This is a genomic window from Cellulomonas shaoxiangyii (assembly GCF_004798685.1).
GTDB classification, from domain to species: domain Bacteria; phylum Actinomycetota; class Actinomycetes; order Actinomycetales; family Cellulomonadaceae; genus Cellulomonas; species Cellulomonas shaoxiangyii.
On sequence record NZ_CP039291.1, the window covers coordinates 1,446,216 to 1,462,396 of the forward strand.

The 16,181-nt window shown below is 74.4% G+C and carries 15 protein-coding genes; 9 read left to right on the forward strand and 6 right to left on the reverse strand.

What is annotated here, in order from left to right; translation table 11 throughout:
* The first annotated feature begins 51 nt into the window (after positions 1-51).
* From leuA to E5225_RS06535, 5 genes are all read left to right on the forward strand, one after another.
* Positions 52-1,818: a 2-isopropylmalate synthase gene (gene leuA, locus E5225_RS06515; RefSeq protein WP_135974015.1), complete on the forward strand. Its 1,767-nt coding sequence runs from the start codon at positions 52-54 to the stop codon at positions 1,816-1,818.
* A gap of 87 nt (positions 1,819-1,905) precedes the next feature.
* Complete coding sequence (gene recO / locus E5225_RS06520; RefSeq protein ID WP_135974014.1) at positions 1,906-2,637, forward strand: DNA repair protein RecO; 732 nt, start codon at positions 1,906-1,908, stop codon at positions 2,635-2,637.
* Positions 2,637-3,419, forward strand: a complete 783-nt coding sequence (locus E5225_RS06525; RefSeq protein ID WP_135974013.1) for an isoprenyl transferase — start codon at positions 2,637-2,639, stop codon at positions 3,417-3,419. The genes recO and E5225_RS06525 overlap by 1 nt, the downstream gene beginning before the upstream one ends.
* 24 nt (positions 3,420-3,443) lie before the next feature.
* On the forward strand, positions 3,444-3,872 hold the full coding sequence (locus E5225_RS06530; protein WP_243738295.1) for a VOC family protein: 429 nt from the start codon (positions 3,444-3,446) through the stop codon (positions 3,870-3,872).
* Positions 3,873-3,939: 67 nt separating this feature from the next.
* Entirely contained in the window at positions 3,940-4,218 is a 279-nt protein-coding gene (locus E5225_RS06535; RefSeq protein ID WP_135974012.1) for a DUF3072 domain-containing protein, read from the forward strand.
* Between the two features lie 127 nt (positions 4,219-4,345).
* Here E5225_RS06535 and E5225_RS06540 read toward each other — a convergent pair whose 3' ends face one another.
* The 4 genes from E5225_RS06540 to E5225_RS06555 all read right to left on the reverse strand — a co-directional run bounded on the left by E5225_RS06540 (position 4,346) and on the right by E5225_RS06555 (position 7,761).
* Positions 4,346-4,930 carry a DedA family protein gene (locus tag E5225_RS06540; RefSeq protein WP_135974011.1) on the reverse strand — a complete coding sequence of 195 codons (585 nt, stop codon included), beginning with the start codon at positions 4,928-4,930 and terminating at the stop codon, positions 4,346-4,348.
* A gap of 97 nt (positions 4,931-5,027) precedes the next feature.
* On the reverse strand, positions 5,028-5,948 hold the full coding sequence (locus E5225_RS06545; protein ID WP_135974021.1) for a metal ABC transporter permease: 921 nt from the start codon (positions 5,946-5,948) through the stop codon (positions 5,028-5,030).
* A gap of 41 nt (positions 5,949-5,989) precedes the next feature.
* A complete protein-coding gene (locus tag E5225_RS06550; RefSeq protein WP_135974010.1) occupies positions 5,990-6,832 on the reverse strand; it encodes a metal ABC transporter ATP-binding protein in 843 nt (280 codons plus the stop codon).
* Entirely contained in the window at positions 6,829-7,761 is a 933-nt protein-coding gene (locus E5225_RS06555; protein WP_135974009.1) for a metal ABC transporter substrate-binding protein, read from the reverse strand. Before E5225_RS06555 ends, E5225_RS06550 begins: the two co-directional genes overlap by 4 nt.
* Before the next feature lie 132 nt (positions 7,762-7,893).
* On the opposite strand from E5225_RS06555, the gene E5225_RS06560 reads away from it, so the two are divergent.
* The 3 genes from E5225_RS06560 (at position 7,894) to E5225_RS06570 (ending at position 11,742) form a co-directional block, all read left to right on the forward strand.
* Positions 7,894-9,282 (forward strand): glycine--tRNA ligase, encoded by a 1,389-nt coding sequence (locus E5225_RS06560; protein ID WP_135974008.1) that lies wholly within the window; start codon positions 7,894-7,896, stop codon positions 9,280-9,282.
* A 104-nt stretch (positions 9,283-9,386) separates the two neighbouring features.
* Entirely contained in the window at positions 9,387-10,580 is a 1,194-nt protein-coding gene (dusB, locus tag E5225_RS06565; RefSeq protein ID WP_243738293.1) for a tRNA dihydrouridine synthase DusB, read from the forward strand.
* Between the two features lie 58 nt (positions 10,581-10,638).
* Positions 10,639-11,742, forward strand: a complete 1,104-nt coding sequence (locus tag E5225_RS06570; RefSeq protein WP_135974007.1) for a carboxylate-amine ligase — start codon at positions 10,639-10,641, stop codon at positions 11,740-11,742.
* A 39-nt stretch (positions 11,743-11,781) separates the two neighbouring features.
* On the opposite strand, the gene E5225_RS06575 is transcribed toward E5225_RS06570, so the two are convergent.
* Complete coding sequence (locus E5225_RS06575) at positions 11,782-13,500, reverse strand: glycoside hydrolase family 13 protein (RefSeq protein WP_424945141.1); 1,719 nt, start codon at positions 13,498-13,500, stop codon at positions 11,782-11,784.
* 120 nt (positions 13,501-13,620) lie between these two features.
* Positions 13,621-14,673 (reverse strand): LacI family DNA-binding transcriptional regulator, encoded by a 1,053-nt coding sequence (locus E5225_RS06580; protein WP_166435987.1) that lies wholly within the window; start codon positions 14,671-14,673, stop codon positions 13,621-13,623.
* A gap of 198 nt (positions 14,674-14,871) precedes the next feature.
* Between E5225_RS06580 and E5225_RS06585 the strand changes: the two genes are divergently transcribed.
* Positions 14,872-16,098 carry a sugar ABC transporter substrate-binding protein gene (locus E5225_RS06585; RefSeq protein WP_135974018.1) on the forward strand — a complete coding sequence of 409 codons (1,227 nt, stop codon included), beginning with the start codon at positions 14,872-14,874 and terminating at the stop codon, positions 16,096-16,098.
* The last annotated feature ends 83 nt before the right edge of the window (positions 16,099-16,181 follow it).

Sequence of the window (16,181 nt, forward strand, 5' to 3'; positions counted from 1 at the left end):
CTGTGCCCGGCTGACCGCCCGCCGACACACCCCGCGACGAAGGACACCCCGATGACCGTCACCCCGAGCGTGACCCCCAGCGCCGAGCGCAACCCGCAGCAGCCGTCCGGCATGCCGTCCCACCGGTACCGGCCCTTCCACGAGCAGATCCGCGTCGACCTGCCGGACCGCACCTGGCCCTCCCGGCGCATGACGCAGGCGCCCCGCTGGTGCGCGGTCGACCTGCGGGACGGCAACCAGGCACTCATCGAGCCCATGAGCCCCGCCCGCAAGCTGGAGATGTTCGAGCTGCTGGTCGGCATGGGCTACAAGGAGATCGAGGTCGGGTTCCCCGCTGCCTCGCAGACGGACTTCGACTTCGTGCGGATGCTGATCGAGGAGGACCGCATCCCCGACGACGTCGTGATCCAGGTGCTGACGCAGGCGCGCGAGCACCTGATCGAGCGCACGTACGAGTCGCTGGCCGGCGCCAAGCAGGCGATCGTGCACCTGTACAACTCGACGTCGGCCCTGCAGCGCGCGGTCGTGTTCCGCTCGGACGAGGACGGCGTCGTCGACATCGCCGTGTCGGGCGCGCGGTTCTGCAAGAAGTACGAGGAGCTGATCCCGGACACCGAGGTGCTCTACGAGTACAGCCCCGAGTCGTACACGGGCACCGAGCTGGAGTTCGCGGTGCGCATCTGCAACGCGGTGCTCGACGTGCTGGAGCCGACGCCGGACCGGCCGGTCATCGTCAACCTGCCGGCGACGGTCGAGATGGCGACGCCGAACGTCTACGCCGACTCCATCGAGTGGATGGGACGGCACCTGCGCCACCGCGAGAGCGTCGTCCTGTCGCTGCACCCGCACAACGACCGGGGCACGGCGGTGGCGGCCGCCGAGCTCGGCTTCCTGGCGGGTGCCGACCGCATCGAGGGCTGCCTGTTCGGCAACGGCGAGCGCACCGGCAACGTCGACCTGGTGACGCTCGGCCTGAACCTGTTCAGCCAGGGCATCGACCCGCAGATCGACTTCTCCGACATCGACCGCGTCCGCCGCACCGTCGAGCGCTGCAACCAGATGCCGGTGCACGAGCGCCACCCCTACGGCGGCGACCTGGTGTTCACCGCGTTCTCGGGCTCGCACCAGGACGCGATCAAGAAGGGCCTCGACGCCCTGGAGGCGCGCGCCGCGGCGGCGGGCACGCCCGTCGCCGACGCCGAGTGGGCGGTCCCGTACCTGCCCATCGACCCGAAGGACGTGGGCCGCAGCTACGAGGCGATCATCCGGGTGAACTCCCAGTCCGGGAAGGGCGGCATCTCCTACCTGCTCAAGTCGGAGCGCGACCTCGACCTCCCGCGCCGCCTGCAGATCGAGTTCTCGCAGGTCGTGCAGCGGCACACCGACCGGCACGGCACGGAGGTCACGGCCGACGACCTGTGGACCATCTTCAGCGACGAGTACCTGCCGGCGCTGCCGGGCGGGTCGCTCGAGCCGTGGGGCCGCTTCGCGCTGCGCGGCACGCGCGCGACGAGCGCCGAGGGCGGCGTCGACACGCTCGAGGCCGACGTCCTCGACCGCGGTGTCGAGCGCACGCTCCGGGGCACCGGGAACGGGCCCGTCGCGGCCTTCGTGGCCGCGCTCAAGGCCGTGGGCGTCGACGTGGCGGTGCTCGACTACGCCGAGCACGCCCTGTCTGCCGGTGGCGACGCGACGGCCGCGGCGTACGTCGAGTGCGCCATCGGCGACGACATCCTGTGGGGGGTCGGCATCGACCCGTCCATCACGACGGCCACGCTCCAGGCGATCGTCTCGGCGGTCAACCGCCACCAGCGCTGACGCGACGGGACCTGCGTCCCGGCGTGACACGCCGCGCCGCCGGCCCCCGCACGCACGGGTGTCGGCGGCGCGGGGCAGAATGGCCCGGTGAGCCTCTACCGCGACGAGGCGATCGTCCTGCGCACCCACAAGCTGGGTGAGGCCGACCGCATCGTCACCCTCCTGTCGCGCGAGCACGGCAAGGTCCGTGCCGTCGGCAAGGGGGTGCGGCGCACCACGTCGCGGTTCGGGTCCCGGCTCGAGCCGTTCATGCACGTCGACGTGCAGCTGAGCACGGGCCGCAACCTCCACGTCGTGACGCAGGCGGAGACGATCGGTCCCTACGGCCGGCGGATCGCCGAGGACTACACGCTGTACACGGCCGGCACGGTCATGCTCGAGACGGCGGACCGGCTGGTCGAGGCGGAGCACGAGCCGTCGGTGCAGCAGTACTGGCTGCTCGTCGGCGCGGTACGTGCGCTCGCGACGCGGGAGCACGCGCCCGGGCTCGTGCTCGACTCCTACCTGCTGAGGGCGCTCGCGATCGCCGGCTGGGCGCCGAGCTTCACCGACTGCGCGCGGTGCGGTGCGCCGGGCCCGCACCACGCGTTCGCGGTCGCGGTCGGCGGGGCCGTCTGCGGGGCGTGCCGTCCGCCGGGGGCCGCGGCACCCGCGCCGGAGACGTTCGAGCTGCTGGCCGCGCTGCTCTCGGGCGACTGGCCCGTCGCCGACGGCAGCGCCGAGCGGCACCGCGCGGAGGGCAACGGCCTGGTCGCCGCGTTCTGCCAGTTCCACCTCGAGCGCCGCCTGCGCTCGCTCCCGATGGTCGAGAGGGTCTGATGCCGGTCCCGCCCCCGCCGCACCCGAGCGGTGCGCGTCCCCCCGCCGTGCCGCGCGAGCTCGTCCCGCGCCACGTCGCCGTCGTGATGGACGGCAACGGCCGCTGGGCGAACGCGCGCGGGCTGCCCCGCACCGCGGGGCACGCCGCGGGTGAGGCGTCGCTGCTCGACGTCGTCGCCGGGGCGATCGAGATCGGCGTGGAGTACGTCTCCGCGTACGCGTTCTCCACCGAGAACTGGAACCGCTCGCCCGACGAGGTGCGCTTCCTCATGGGCTTCAACCGCGACGTGCTGCGCCGCCGGCGCGACCTGATGGACTCGTGGGGGGTGCGGGTGCGGTGGGCGGGCCGCCGTCCCCGGCTGTGGCGCTCCGTGATCAACGAGCTCGAGACGGCCGAGCGCCAGACCGTCGGCAACACCACCTGCACCTTGACGATGTGCGTGAACTACGGCGGCCGCGCGGAGATCGCCGACGCGGCGCAGGCGGTCGCGCGCGAGGTCGCGGCGGGGCGGCTCAGGCCCGAGAAGGTCGACGAGAAGGTGCTCGCTCGGTACCTCGACGAGCCGGACCTGCCGGACGTCGACCTGTTCCTGCGCTCGTCCGGGGAGCAGCGGATCTCCAACTTCATGCTGTGGCAGGCCGCGTACGCGGAGCTGGTCTTCCTCGACGAGCCGTGGCCCGACGTCGACCGGCGGCACCTCTGGCGTGCCGTGGAGACGTACGCGCGGCGCGACCGCCGCTACGGCGGCGCGGTCGACGCCCTGGCGCCCCCGACGGCCTGACACGGCGGACGCTAGCCTCACGCCATGAGCGACGACGACGTCCCCACGCCCTTCGTCCCGCCCGCACCCGGGACCACGCGCCCCGGGGCGCACGTCGGCACCGTGCACGTCGGGATGGTCACGTTCGACACCCGGGACGCCGACGCCCTCGCGGGGTGGTGGGCCGCGCGCACCGGCGGGCGGGTGCAGGCGCACCCCGGGTTCGCGATGGTGCAGCCGGCCGCGCCGGGCGGCGTGACGCTGGGCTTCCAGCAGGTGCCCGACCCGACGCCGGGCAAGAACCGCGTGCACGTCGACCTCGCGGTCGAGGACGTGACCCGCTTCGTGGACGCGTGCGTCGCGGCGGGCGCCACCCACGTCGCCGCGCACACCCTGCCGGACGGGTTCGCGTGGACCGTGCTGGCGGACCCCGACGGGAACCAGTTCTGCGTCTCGCCCGCGCACGGCGCCTGACGCCACCGCGCTCGCCCGCGGCGCGCGAGCGCGCGCGGCTGTCGGAGGCCCGTCGTAGCGTGACGCCATGACGAGCGACGCCGACGACACCTCCGTGCAGGACCCGTCCGACCCCATGGGCTCGAGCACCATCAAGGACCCCGACGACTGGACCACCGGCGACGAGCCGGCGACGGGCGCGCAGATGAGCTACCTGAGCACCCTCGCGCGGGACTCCGGGCGTGACGTGCCCGAGAGCCTGACGAAGGCCGACGCGTCCAAGCTGATCGACGAGCTGCAGGGCCAGAGCCCGCGCGCGCAGGACGTCCCGGACGTGGACGACCAGACCAAGGAGCCGCCGGACTGATCGGTGCCCCCGGGCGGCGCCCGGTCGCCCGACCGCCACGCCGCGTCCGCGTCCCAGCGCGGGCGCGGCGTCGTGCTGTCGCAGGCACCCTGCTCAGGGCGTCGTGCCGTCCGAGGCCGCCGCGCTCTCAGAGGGCGCTCTCCGAGGGCACCGTGCCGTCGGAGGGCGAGCCGGCGCGGGCGTCGCGCTCCGCGGTGCGGCGGCGGCGCGCGAGCAGCATGAGCACGACCACCGCCGCGGCGGCGAGCAGTGCGGCCACGCCCCACGGGGAGCCGGCCGCGAGGGCGACCGCGCCCCACACGGCGCCGATGCCCACGGTGCCCCAGACGACGGCCCACGCCGCCGACCCGGGCAGGGACGCGATCGTGAAGCGCAGGTACGGCATGCGGAGCAGGCCCGCGGCGGCGAAGACCGCCGTCTGCACGCCGACCGTCAGGTAGCCCGCGGTCACGGCGAGCGGACCCCAGCGGTGCACGAGCGCGAGGCCGGTCCGCGCGAGCGGGGTGCCGGCGAACTGCGCCAGCCGGTCGACCGTGCGCTTCCACAGTCGCGGCCCGTGGCGGTGCGCGCCCTCGTACTGCGCCCCGCGCGCGACCGCCCGCCCGGCCCAGTACGTCGCGTGCGAGCGGGCCAGCACGGAGACGAAGAAGATGACGAGGACCAGTCCCAGGGGCAGGCCGTCGAGGCCGTAGGCGCGCGCGACCTCCGTCACGCGGTCGATCCTACGTCGGTGGCCCGCGTGCCCGGCCGAGACCTCGGTCCCACCCGGGAGGGGCGGGCGGCGCCCGTCGTGGGTGCCCGGGCCGGCGTCAGGATCGCGCGGGGACGGCGCTCGGGCCCGCGTCGGGCGCGCAGCCGTCGGTCGGGGAGCCCGGGACGAGCACGTCGTCCGACATGTCGGGGTGCGGGTCCTCCTCGGCGCGCCGGCGGTGCACCAGCGGCCGCACGGCCACACCCGCCGCGTACACGGCGACGGCCAGGACGACGATCGTCGCGCCGGGCGGCACGTCGTTCCAGAAGGTGACGGTCAGGCCGACCACGCTCACGGTGACGCCGACGGCGCTGGCCACGGCCATGGTGCGGCCGAAGGACCGCGCGTACAGCTGGGCCACGGCGACGGGGACGATCATGAGCGCGCTGACGAGCAGCAGACCGACCACGCGCATCGCGATGGTCACGGTCAGCGCCGCGAGCGTCGCCACGGTCATGGACACGAGCCGGACCGGGAGCCCGCTCGCACGGGCGAACTCCTCGTCGTGGCTCACGGCGAACAGCACCCAGCGCAGGCCGACGCCCACACCGAGGACCAGCGCGGCGAGTCCGGCCGTCCACCACAGGTCGGCCGTCGTGACGGTGGCGATGGAGCCGAACAGGTAGCTCATGAGGTTGGCGTTGGTCCCGCCGGCGACCTTGATGAGCAGCACGCCGCCCGCGATGCCGCCGTAGAACATGATCGCCAGCGCGAGGTCGCCGCTGGTGCGTCCCCGCTCCCGCACGAGCTCGATGACGACCGAGCCGACCACCGCGGCGACCACGGCGCCCGGTACGGCGAACGCGTCGGCGGGGGAGGCCGCGGCCCAGCTCCCGACGAGCCAGCCCAGGGCCACGCCCGTCAGGGCCACGTGGCCGATGCCGTCGCCCATGAGCGCGAGCCGGCGCTGGACCAGGAAGGTGCCGACGACGGGTGCGGCGGCGCCGACCAGCACGGCCGCGATGAGCGCGCGCTGCATGAGGGGCGAGGACAGCAGCTCGGCGAGCTCGGCCCACCACGTCACGGGGCCACCCCCAGCGTGAGGTCGGGACCCTCGGACGGCGGTGCGGGGTCGGCGTGCGGGTGGGTGTGGTCGTGCTCGGCGGTGCCGTGCTCGTCGCGCGCGGCGGGCGGTGCGCCGTCGTGCACGACGCGTCCGTGCCGGAGCACGACGGCGCGGTCGATGAGGGGCGCGAACGGGCCGATCTCGTGCAGGATCACCAGCACCGTGGCGCCCGTGTCGCGCAACGTCGCGACGGTGCGCACGAACGTCTCCTGCGTCGGCAGGTCGATGCCGGAGGTCGGCTCGTCCAGGACGAGCAGGCGCGGGTGGCGCACGAGGGCCCGGGCGATGAGCACGCGCTGCTGCTGGCCCCCGGACAGCTCCTGGACGCGCCGGTGCAGGAGGTGGCCGACGCCGAGCGTCTCGAGGGCGGCGTGGGCGCGCGCGCGCCGGTCCCGCGGCGGCAGGAGCCGGCGCCCGTGCAGGAGCCCGGAGGTGACGACCTCGAGCGCCGTGGTCGGCACGCCGCCGCCGGCGGCCATGCGCTGGGGCACGTAGCCGACCTGCTGCCACGGGACCCGCGGCCCGAGCGGGGCGCCGAGCAGGTGCACCGAGCCGGAGGTGAGCGGGACGACGCCGAGCAGAGCGCGCACGAGGGTGGACTTGCCGGACCCGTTGGCACCGAGCAGCGCGAGCACCTGGCCGGGCGGGACCTGGAGGTCGACGCCGCGCACGATGGGGCGGCCGCCGAGCGTCACGTGGACGTCCCGCGCGTCGATCGCCGCGGGGGCGGCGACGCCGGTCCCGCCGGCCGCGCCGACGGCGGGCCCTGGTCCGGGGGTGGGGGGTGCCGCGGTCACGAGCAGGACAATGCCACGCGCAGGGCCTCGAGGTTCTGCTCCGCGACGGACACGTAGTCCTGCGCGTCGTCGGCGAGCCCCTCGAGCGGGTCGAGCACCGCGGTGCGGACGCCGAGGTCGGCGGCGAGCGTCTCGGCCACCTTCGGGCTGACCAGGGTCTCGAAGAAGATGGTGGTCACGCCCTCGTCGCGCACGACGTCGGCGACCTCGCGCAGGCGCGCGGGCGAGGGCTCGGCCTCCGGGTCGATGCCGGAGATGCCGACCTGCTCGAGCCCGTACCGCCGCGCGAGGTGCCCGAAGGCCTCGTGCGACGTGACGACCACGTCGCGCTCGCAGGTCGCGAGGCCGGTGCGGTACGCCTCGTCGAGGGCGGCGAGGCGCGCGGTCAGCGCGTCGGCGTTGGCGCGGTAGGTGTCGGCGCCGTCCGGGTCGACCTCCGTGAGCGCGTCCGCGACCGCGTCGGCGACGGGGGCCAGCATGGTCGGGTCGAGCCAGAAGTGCGGGTCCAGGCCGTCGTGCTCGTGCCCGTCGTCCGCGGTGTGCTCGCCGGGCTCGTCGGCGTGCGTGCCGCCCTCGTCCAGGCCGGCGGCGGCGGTGGCGTCGACCACGTGGCCGGGCTGCGCCTGCTCGACGGCCTCGTCGACCGCGGGCTGGAAGCCGGACTGGTAGACCACCAGGTCGGCGGAGGACACGTCGGCGACCTGGGCGGGGGAGAGCTCGACGTCGTGCGGCTCGACGCTGGGCGGCGTCAGGGACGCGACGTCGACGCGGTCGCCCCCCACCTCCTGCGTGACGTACTGCAGCGGGTAGAACGACGCCAGGGCTGCGACGCGGCCGGTGTCGTCGCTCGCGTCGCCGCCGGACGAGCACCCCGCGACCAGCAGGGCGGGTGCGGCGAGCAGCGCGAGGGCGCGGGAGGGCCGGGACATGAGACCGATTCTCAACTACTTGCGAACCGATGTCAAAAGCGCGCGGCGCGGGCGCCGCCGGGCCGCGGCTAGGCTGTTCCGGTTGTGCCCCGCGGCACCCAGCCGCGGGCTTCCTCGACCCAGGAGAACCCAGTGGCCAGCACCGCCTCCCGCCTCGACGCCGTCGTCTCCCTCGCCAAGCGCCGGGGGTTCGTCTTCCCGAGCGGCGAGATCTACGGAGGCACGCGGTCCGCGTGGGACTACGGACCCCTCGGTGTGGAGCTGAAGGAGAACATCAAGCGGCAGTGGTGGCGCTCGATGGTCACGAGCCGCGACGACATCGTCGGCCTGGACTCGTCCGTGATCCTGCCGCGGCAGGTGTGGGTCGCGTCCGGCCACGTCGGCGTCTTCACGGACCCGCTGACGGAGTGCCTCTCGTGCCACAAGCGGTTCCGCGAGGACCACCTGCTCGAGGACTTCGAGGCCAAGAAGGGCCGTGCGCCCGAGGGCGGCCTCGCCGAGATCGCGTGCCCCAACTGCGGCACCCGTGGCCAGTGGACCGAGCCGCGCGACTTCAACATGATGCTCAAGACCTACCTCGGCCCCGTCGAGGACGAGTCCGGCCTGCACTACCTGCGGCCCGAGACGGCGCAGGGCATCTTCGTCAACTTCCAGAACGTCCTCACGGCCGCCCGCAAGAAGCCGCCGTTCGGCATCGGGCAGATCGGCAAGTCGTTCCGCAACGAGATCACGCCCGGCAACTTCATCTTCCGGACCCGCGAGTTCGAGCAGATGGAGATGGAGTTCTTCGTCGAGCCCGGCACCGACGAGGACTGGCACCAGTACTGGATCGACGCGCGCACGCAGTGGTACACCGACCTCGGCATCGCGCCGGAGAACCTGCGCCACTACGAGCACCCGGCCGAGAAGCTGTCGCACTACTCCAAGCGCACGGTCGACATCGAGTACCGCTTCGGCTTCACGGGGTCGGAGTGGGGCGAGCTCGAGGGCATCGCGAACCGCACGGACTTCGACCTGTCGACGCACGCGCAGCACTCCGGCCAGGACCTGTCGTACTTCGACCAGCAGAAGAACGAGCGGTACGTGCCGTACGTCATCGAGCCGGCCGCCGGCCTGACGCGCTCGCTCATGGCGTTCCTCGTCGAGTCCTACACCGAGGACGAGGCACCGAACACCAAGGGCGGCGTCGACAAGCGCACGGTGCTGCGCCTCGACCCGCGGCTCGCGCCCGTCAAGGCGGCCGTCCTGCCGCTGTCGCGCAACGAGCAGCTCAGCCCGAAGGCGCGCGACCTGGCCGCCGAGCTGCGCACGAACTGGAACGTCGACTTCGACGACGCCGGCGCGATCGGCCGCCGGTACCGCCGCCAGGACGAGATCGGCACGCCGTTCTGCATCACCGTGGACTTCGACACGCTCGACGACCAGGCCGTGACGATCCGCCACCGCGACGACATGTCGCAGCAGCGCGTCGCGCTGGACCAGGTGACGCCGTACCTCGCGCAGCGCCTGATCGGGGCCTGACACCGCACGACCCGCGCCGGGCCGGCACGGTGCTGCGCGCACCGTGCCGGCCCGGCGTCGGGGGGGCCGCGGTGACCCGGCACGGCCCGGGGGACAATGGGGCCGTGCAGACCTCCACCGACACGCCGACCGGACCCGTCGCCGCGGGGCGCCACGTGCTGCCGCCGCTGCGCATCGGCCCGATCACGGTCGACACGCCCGTCGTCCTCGCACCCATGGCGGGCGTCACGAACGCCGCGTTCCGGCGCCTGTGCCGCGAGTCCGGCGCCGGGCTGTACGTCGCCGAGATGCTGACCAGCCGCGCCCTCGTCGAACGCAGCCCCGAGTCGTTCCGGATCATCTCCTTCGAGGCGGACGAGGTGCCGCGCTCGGTCCAGGTGTACGGCGTCGACCCCACCACCGTCGGAGCAGCCGTGCGGCTGCTCGTCGAGGAGGACCGCGCGGACCACGTCGACCTGAACTTCGGCTGCCCCGTCCCCAAGGTGACGCGGCGCGGCGGGGGCGCCGTGCTGCCGTGGAAGCGGGACCTGTTCGCGGCGATCGTGCGGGCCGCCGTCGAGGCCGCGCGTCCGGCCGGCGTCCCCGTGACCGTCAAGATGCGCAAGGGCATCGACGCCGACCACCTCACGTACGTGGAGGCGGGGCTCACGGCGCAGGACGCCGGCGTCGCCGCGGTCGCCCTGCACGGGCGCACGGCGGCCGACTACTACTCCGGCACGGCGGACTGGGACGCGATCGCCACCCTCAAGGAGGCGGTCACCGACGTCCCGGTGCTGGGCAACGGCGACATCTGGTCCGCGGAGGACGCGCTCGCGATGGTCGAGCACACGCGGTGCGACGGGGTCGTGGTGGGGCGTGGGTGCCAGGGCCGGCCGTGGCTGTTCGCCGACCTCGCCGCCGCGTTCGCGGGCTCCGACGCGCGCATCCGCCCGGGGCTGCGTGACGTCGCGCACGTGGTCCGACGGCACGCCGAGCTCATGGTCGAGCACTTCGGCGACGAGTCCAAGGCGCTGCGCGAGATGCGCAAGCACATGGCCTGGTACCTCAAGGGGTACGTCGTCGGCGGCGAGCTGCGGGCCCAGCTGGGCCTGGTGTCGTCGCTCGCGGAGCTCGACGACCGGCTCGCGCAGCTCGACCTGGACCAGCCGTACCCGGGCGCGGCGGCGGAGGGCCAGCGCGGCCGCGCGGGCTCGCCCAAGCGGCCGATCCTGCCGTACGGGTGGCTGGACTCGCGGGAGCTGTCGGAGGACTTCCGGCGCGAGCTGCACGAGGCCGAGCTGTCGGTCTCCGGGGGCTGACCCCCGGGTCGCCGCCCGCCGACCTGCGCGCGGGGCCCGGACCCGCCAGACTCCCGCCATGCGAACCGTGGGCGTCGAGGAGGAGTTCCTGCTGGTGGGCCCGGATGGGGCGCCCGTGGGCGCCGCCGGCGCGGCCGTCCGGGCGTACGAGCTGCGCACGGGCGGTGAGGACGACGAGTCCGAGCCGGGCGGCGGCCTCGAGGGCGAGCTCAAGGAGGAGCAGCTCGAGACGGGCACGCACCCGTGCGAGGACCTCGGCGCGCTGGCGGACGAGGTGCGCGCCGGCCGCCGCCGGGCGACAGCCGCGGCGCGCGCGGTCGGCGTGCGCCTCGCCGCGGTGGCGACGTCGCCCGTCGCCGGGGACAGCAGCCTCGCGCACGGCGCCCGCTACCACCGGATGGCGCAGGAGTACGCGCTGACCGCGCGCGAGCAGCTCACGAGCGGCTGCCACGTGCACGTCGCCGTCGCGGACGACGACGAGGGCGTGGCGGTGATCGACCGGATCGCGCCGTGGCTGCCGGTGCTGCTGGCGCTCAGCACGAACTCGCCCTACTGGCGGGGCGAGGACTCCGGGTACTCGAGCTTCAGGTCGCAGGTGTGGAGCCGCTGGCCGACGGCCGGGCCGACCGCGCCGTTCGGTTCCGTGGCGGGGTACCGGCAGGTGGTCGAGGGCCTGCTCGCGACGGGTGCCGCGCTCGACCACGGGATGCTCTACTTCGACGCCCGCCTGTCGCACCGGTACCCGACGGTCGAGATCCGCGTCGCCGACGTGTGCCTGCGCGCCGACGACGCGGTGCTGGTCGCGGCGCTGGCGCGCGGCCTGGTCGAGACGGCCGCGCGCGACGCCGCGGCCGGCGTGCCGCCGGTGACGGCACGCATCGAGCAGCTGCGGGCGGCCACGTGGCGATCCGGACGGTCCGGCCTGACGGGCGACCTCGTCGCGCCGCCGCGGTTCGTCCCGGCGCCCGCGCGCGACGTCGTGCGGGCGCTGCTGGAGCACGTGCGGCCCGTCCTGACCGAGGACGGCGACGTCCAGCGGGTCGAGGGTCTGCTCGACTCCCTCTGGGTGCGCGGCTCGGGGGCGGCGCAGCAGCGCGCGTGGTTCCGTGCGGGCGGGCCCCAGGGCGTGGTCGACGGGGCCGTCGCGGCGACGGCGGACTGAGGCAGGTCCCCGGCCGGCCGCCGCCACGACGCTGCGGCCTCAGGCCGAGGCGCGCGTCCAGACGGTCGTCGCGCCCGGCAGGGCCGGGGCTGCCGCGGTGCCGCCGAGCGGACCCGACGCGAGGAGCACCTCCGTGCCGGTCGGCAGCGCCACCTCGTCGTCGCCGAGGTTCGCCACGACGACCACGTCGCGGTTCGCGAACCGCAGCACCCGCGGCTCGCTGTCCAGCCAGGCCAGGCCGCCGGCGCCGAGCTGCTCCGACCGGCGCAGCGCGAGGGCCGCGCGGTACAGCTCGTAGGTCGAGCCGGCACGGCCCCGCTGCTTGTCGGCGGCGAGCTCGGACCACTCCGCCGGCTGGGGCAGCCACGTGGCGCCCGTCGGCGAGAAGCCCATGCCCGGGGCGTCGCCCTCCCACGGCAGCGGCACGCGGCAGCCGTCGCGGCCCCGCTCGGCCCCGCCGGTCCGGAAGAACGCCGGGTCCTGCCGCAGGCCGTCGTCGAGCGCCGTGTGGTCGGGCAGACCGAGCTCCTCGCCCTGGTACACGTACGCCGACCCGGGCAGGCCGAGCATGAGCAGGGAGGCGGCGCGTGCGCGGCGCAGGCCGAGCGCCGCGTCCGGCTGCTCGTCGCCGTGGCCGATGCCGTTGGGGCGGTGCGTGGGGTCGGCCAGGCCCATGCGGGAGGCGTGCCGAACGACGTCGTGGTTGGACAGGACCCACGTGGTGGGGGCGCCCACCGCGTCGTTCGCCGCGAACGACGCGGTCACGACGCGGCGCAACGCCGCGGCGTCCCAGCCCGCCGCGAGGAACGCGAAGTTGAAGGCCTGGTGCATCTCGTCCGGGCGCACGTACCGCGCCAGGCGCGACAGCGGCTCGACCCACGCCTCGGCGACCATGGCGCGGTCGCCGTCGTACTCCTCGAGCACCGAGCGCCAGGCCCGGTAGATCTCGTGCACGCCGTCCTGGTCGAACATCGGCCCGTGGTTGCCCGACCCGTCGACCGTGTCGGTGCCCTCGCTCCCCTCGATCATCGAGACGTGGCCGTGCCAGTCGGGCAGGCCCGGCTCCTTGACCATGCCGTGCGCCACGTCGACCCGGAACCCGTCGACGCCCCGGTCGAGCCAGAAGCGCAGGATCTGCTCGAACTCTGCCCGGACCTCGGGGTTCTCCCAGTTCAGGTCGGGCTGCTTGCTGTCGAACAGGTGCAGGTACCACTGCCCGGGCGTGCCGTCGGCGTCGGTGGTGCGGGTCCACGCGGGCCCGCCGAAGATGGACTCCCAGTTGTTGGGCGCCAGCTCGCCGTGCTCCCCGCGACCGTCGCGGAAGAGGTAGCGGTCGCGCTCGGGCGAGCCCGGTGCGGCGGCGAGGGCGGCCTGGAACCACACGTGCTCGTCGCTGGTGTGGTTGGGCACGAGGTCCACGACCACGCGCAGTCCGAGCGCGTGCGCGCGGGCGATCAGCGCGTCGGCGTCGGCGAGCGTGCCGAACAGCGGGTCGACGGCGCGGTAGTCCGCCACGTCGTACCCCGCGTCGGCCTGGGGCGAGCGGTAGAACGGCGAGAGCCACACCGCGTCCACGCCGAGCTCGGCGAGATGGTCGAGGCGGGCGGTGACGCCGGGCAGGTCACCCACGCCGTCCCCAGAGGCGTCCGCGAACGATCGGGGGTACACCTGGTAGATGACGGCGTGGCGCCACCAGGGTCCGGCAGGGTCCTCGACCCGGTGCGCGAGCACGGCGTCCGGGAGGGCATCGATGGTCACAGGTGGTCGACCTTCCTGAGGGGGAGCGGGCAGCGGCGCGGGAGCAGGCGCCGACGTGCGGGGGGCAGGGGGGCGCGTTCACGCGTCACCAGGACGGGGGTGGGGCGTGTGCTCCGGTGCTCAGATGCTGGCGGGGGTCGCGTGGACCCCGACACCGGCGGCCTCGCCGGGCGCTGACCCGGTCGACGCGCGCACCACGAGCTCGGGGTGGAACAGCAGCTCGGCCCGGGGTGCGCTCGTGCCACGGATCTCCGCGACGAGCGCCGACACGGCGGCGTGCCCCATCGCGGCGACGGGCTGGCGCACCGTCGTCAGGGGCGGGTCGGTGAACGCGATCAGGGGTGAGTCGTCGAACCCGACGACGGACACGTCGTCCGGCACGGCGAGGCCGAGCGCGCGGGCGGCGCGCACCGCGCCGAGGGCCATCATGTCGGACCCGCAGACGACGGCCGTGTGGCCGGTGCGGAAGAGCTGGCTCCCGGCGGCGTGGCCGCCCTCGACCGTGAACAGCGTGGAGACGACGTGCCGGTCCACGTCGGCGTCCCCGGTGTGCCGCTCGAGCAGGGCGGCGAACGCGGCGAGCTTGCGCTGGGACGGGACGAACCGGGTGGGCCCGACCGCCAGCCCGATGCTCCGGTGGCCGAGCGACCAGAGGTGGCGGAAGGCCTGGTCCATGGCCGCCGTGTCGTCCGTGGACACCGCGGGCGCGTCGACGCCCTCGGCGAAGCCGTTGACGAGCACCAGCGGGACGCCACGCCCGCGCAGCCGGTGGTACCGGTCCTTGCTCGCGGTGGTGTCCGCGTGCAGGCCGGAGACGAAGACGATCCCGTCGACGCCACGGTCGAGCAGGAGGTCGACGTACTGGTCCTCGGTCGTGCCGCCGGGGGACTGGGTGCACAGCAGGGGGGTGTACCCGCGGTCGGTGAGCATCGTCTCGATGACCTGCGCGAACGCGGGGAACACCGGGTTGCTCAGCTCGGGCACGACCAGCCCGACGAGGCCGGCCGAGCGCATGCGCAGCTTCTCGGGCCGCTCGTACCCGAGGACGTCGAGGGCGGCGAGCACGGCCTGGCGCGCCTGGACGGAGACGCCGTGCTTGCCGTTGAGGACGCGCGACACGGTCGCGGTACTCACCCCCGCCTGCTCGGCGAGGTCGGTCAGCCGGGTGCGCACAGGCGGAAGCGTAGTCCGGGTCACGCGACCTCCTCGTCCTCCACGCGGGGCGCGTTGCCCGACCGTCTCTGAAACGCTATCTGAAAGTTACCGCAACAACTTGCAGGCGGCGTCGCGGTCGCCGTACGTTCGCAGGACCAGGTCAGCGTGGGCAGCCGCCGACGCGTGGCGACGGCACTCGACAACCAGGAGATGACGATGCGACGGAGCATCCCGGCCGTGGCGGCGACGCTCGGCCTCGCGCTCACCCTCACCGCGTGCGGCGGAGGCGACGGCGACAGCGGCGGCGCCGCGGAGTCCTCCGCGGCCGCTGCCGACGACGGTCTCGTCATCTGGGTCGACGAGACCCGGCAGGCGGCCGTCGAGGACGCCGCGGAGCTCTTCACCGACGAGAACGAGGTCGCGGTGGAGCTCGTGGTGAAGAACTTCGACGACATCCGCGCCGACTTCCTGGCGCAGGTGCCCACGGGCGAGGGCCCCGACATCACGGTGGGCGCGCACGACTGGCTCGGCGAGATGACGCAGAACGGCGTCGTGGCGCCCATCGAGCTCGGTGAGAAGAGCGCCGAGTTCGAGGAGGTCGCGGTCGAGGCCTTCACGCAGGACGGGCAGGTGTACGGCCTGCCGTACGCGATCGAGAACATCGCGCTCATCCGCAACACGGCCCTCGCGTCCAGCGCGCCGGCCACCTGGGACGACGCGCTCGCGGCCGGGCAGGCGGCGGGCACGACGTACCCGATCCTCATCCAGACCGGTGAGGAGGGCGACCCCTACACGTACTACCCGCTGCAGACGTCGTTCGGTGCGCCGGTCTTCGTGCAGAACGAGGACGGCACCTACTCGCCGGAGCTCGCGATGGGCGGGGCCCCCGGCCAGGCCTTCGCGCAGTGGCTGCAGGCGCAGGGGCAGGCGGGCGTGCTGCAGACGGACATCACGTACGACATCGCCGTCGAGGCCTTCAAGAACGGCGAGTCGCCCTTCATCATCGGCGGGCCGTGGATGCTCGAGCAGTTCGAGGGCCTCGAGCTCTCCGTCGACCCGATCCCGGCGGCCGGTCCCGAGGCCGCGCAGCCGTTCGTCGGCGTGCAGGGCTTCTACGTCTCGGCGCAGAGCGACAACGCCCTGCTCGCGAACGACTTCCTCGTCAACTACATGGCGTCCGAGGACGCCCAGCTCGCCCTCTACGAGGCGGGTGACCGCCCGCCGGCCCTCAAGGCGGCTGCCGAGATCGCCAACGAGGACCCGATCACGGCCGGCTTCGCAGCCGTGGGCGCCGAGGCGGCCCCGATGCCGTCGATCCCGCAGATGGGGTCGGTCTGGCAGTTCTGGGGCGTGACCGAGGCGCAGATCCTCTCCGGCACGGCCGACCCGGTCGCCGCGTGGGACAAGATGATCGCCGACATCGAGGGAGCCATCGGCTCCTGACACCGCCGGCGGCGTGCCGCACGGGGCCCCGGTCCCGTGCGGCACGGCCGTCGCCGGCGACGCGGACGGGCCCGGCAGCCCGC

Excerpts from the sequence above, each read along its gene's own strand:
- leuA (WP_135974015.1), top strand. The coding sequence starts at position 52 with ATGACCGTCACCCCGAGCGTGACCCCCAGCGCCGAGCGCAACCCGCAG.
- E5225_RS06525 (WP_135974013.1), top strand. The coding sequence starts at position 2,637 with ATGCCGGTCCCGCCCCCGCCGCACCCGAGCGGTGCGCGTCCCCCCGCC.
- E5225_RS06530 (WP_243738295.1), top strand. The coding sequence starts at position 3,444 with ATGAGCGACGACGACGTCCCCACGCCCTTCGTCCCGCCCGCACCCGGG.
- E5225_RS06535 (WP_135974012.1), top strand. The coding sequence starts at position 3,940 with ATGACGAGCGACGCCGACGACACCTCCGTGCAGGACCCGTCCGACCCC.
- E5225_RS06545 (WP_135974021.1), bottom strand. The coding sequence starts at position 5,948 with ATGCAGCGCGCGCTCATCGCGGCCGTGCTGGTCGGCGCCGCCGCACCC.
- E5225_RS06555 (WP_135974009.1), bottom strand. The coding sequence starts at position 7,761 with ATGTCCCGGCCCTCCCGCGCCCTCGCGCTGCTCGCCGCACCCGCCCTG.
- E5225_RS06570 (WP_135974007.1), top strand. The coding sequence starts at position 10,639 with ATGCGAACCGTGGGCGTCGAGGAGGAGTTCCTGCTGGTGGGCCCGGAT.
- E5225_RS06585 (WP_135974018.1), top strand. The coding sequence starts at position 14,872 with ATGCGACGGAGCATCCCGGCCGTGGCGGCGACGCTCGGCCTCGCGCTC.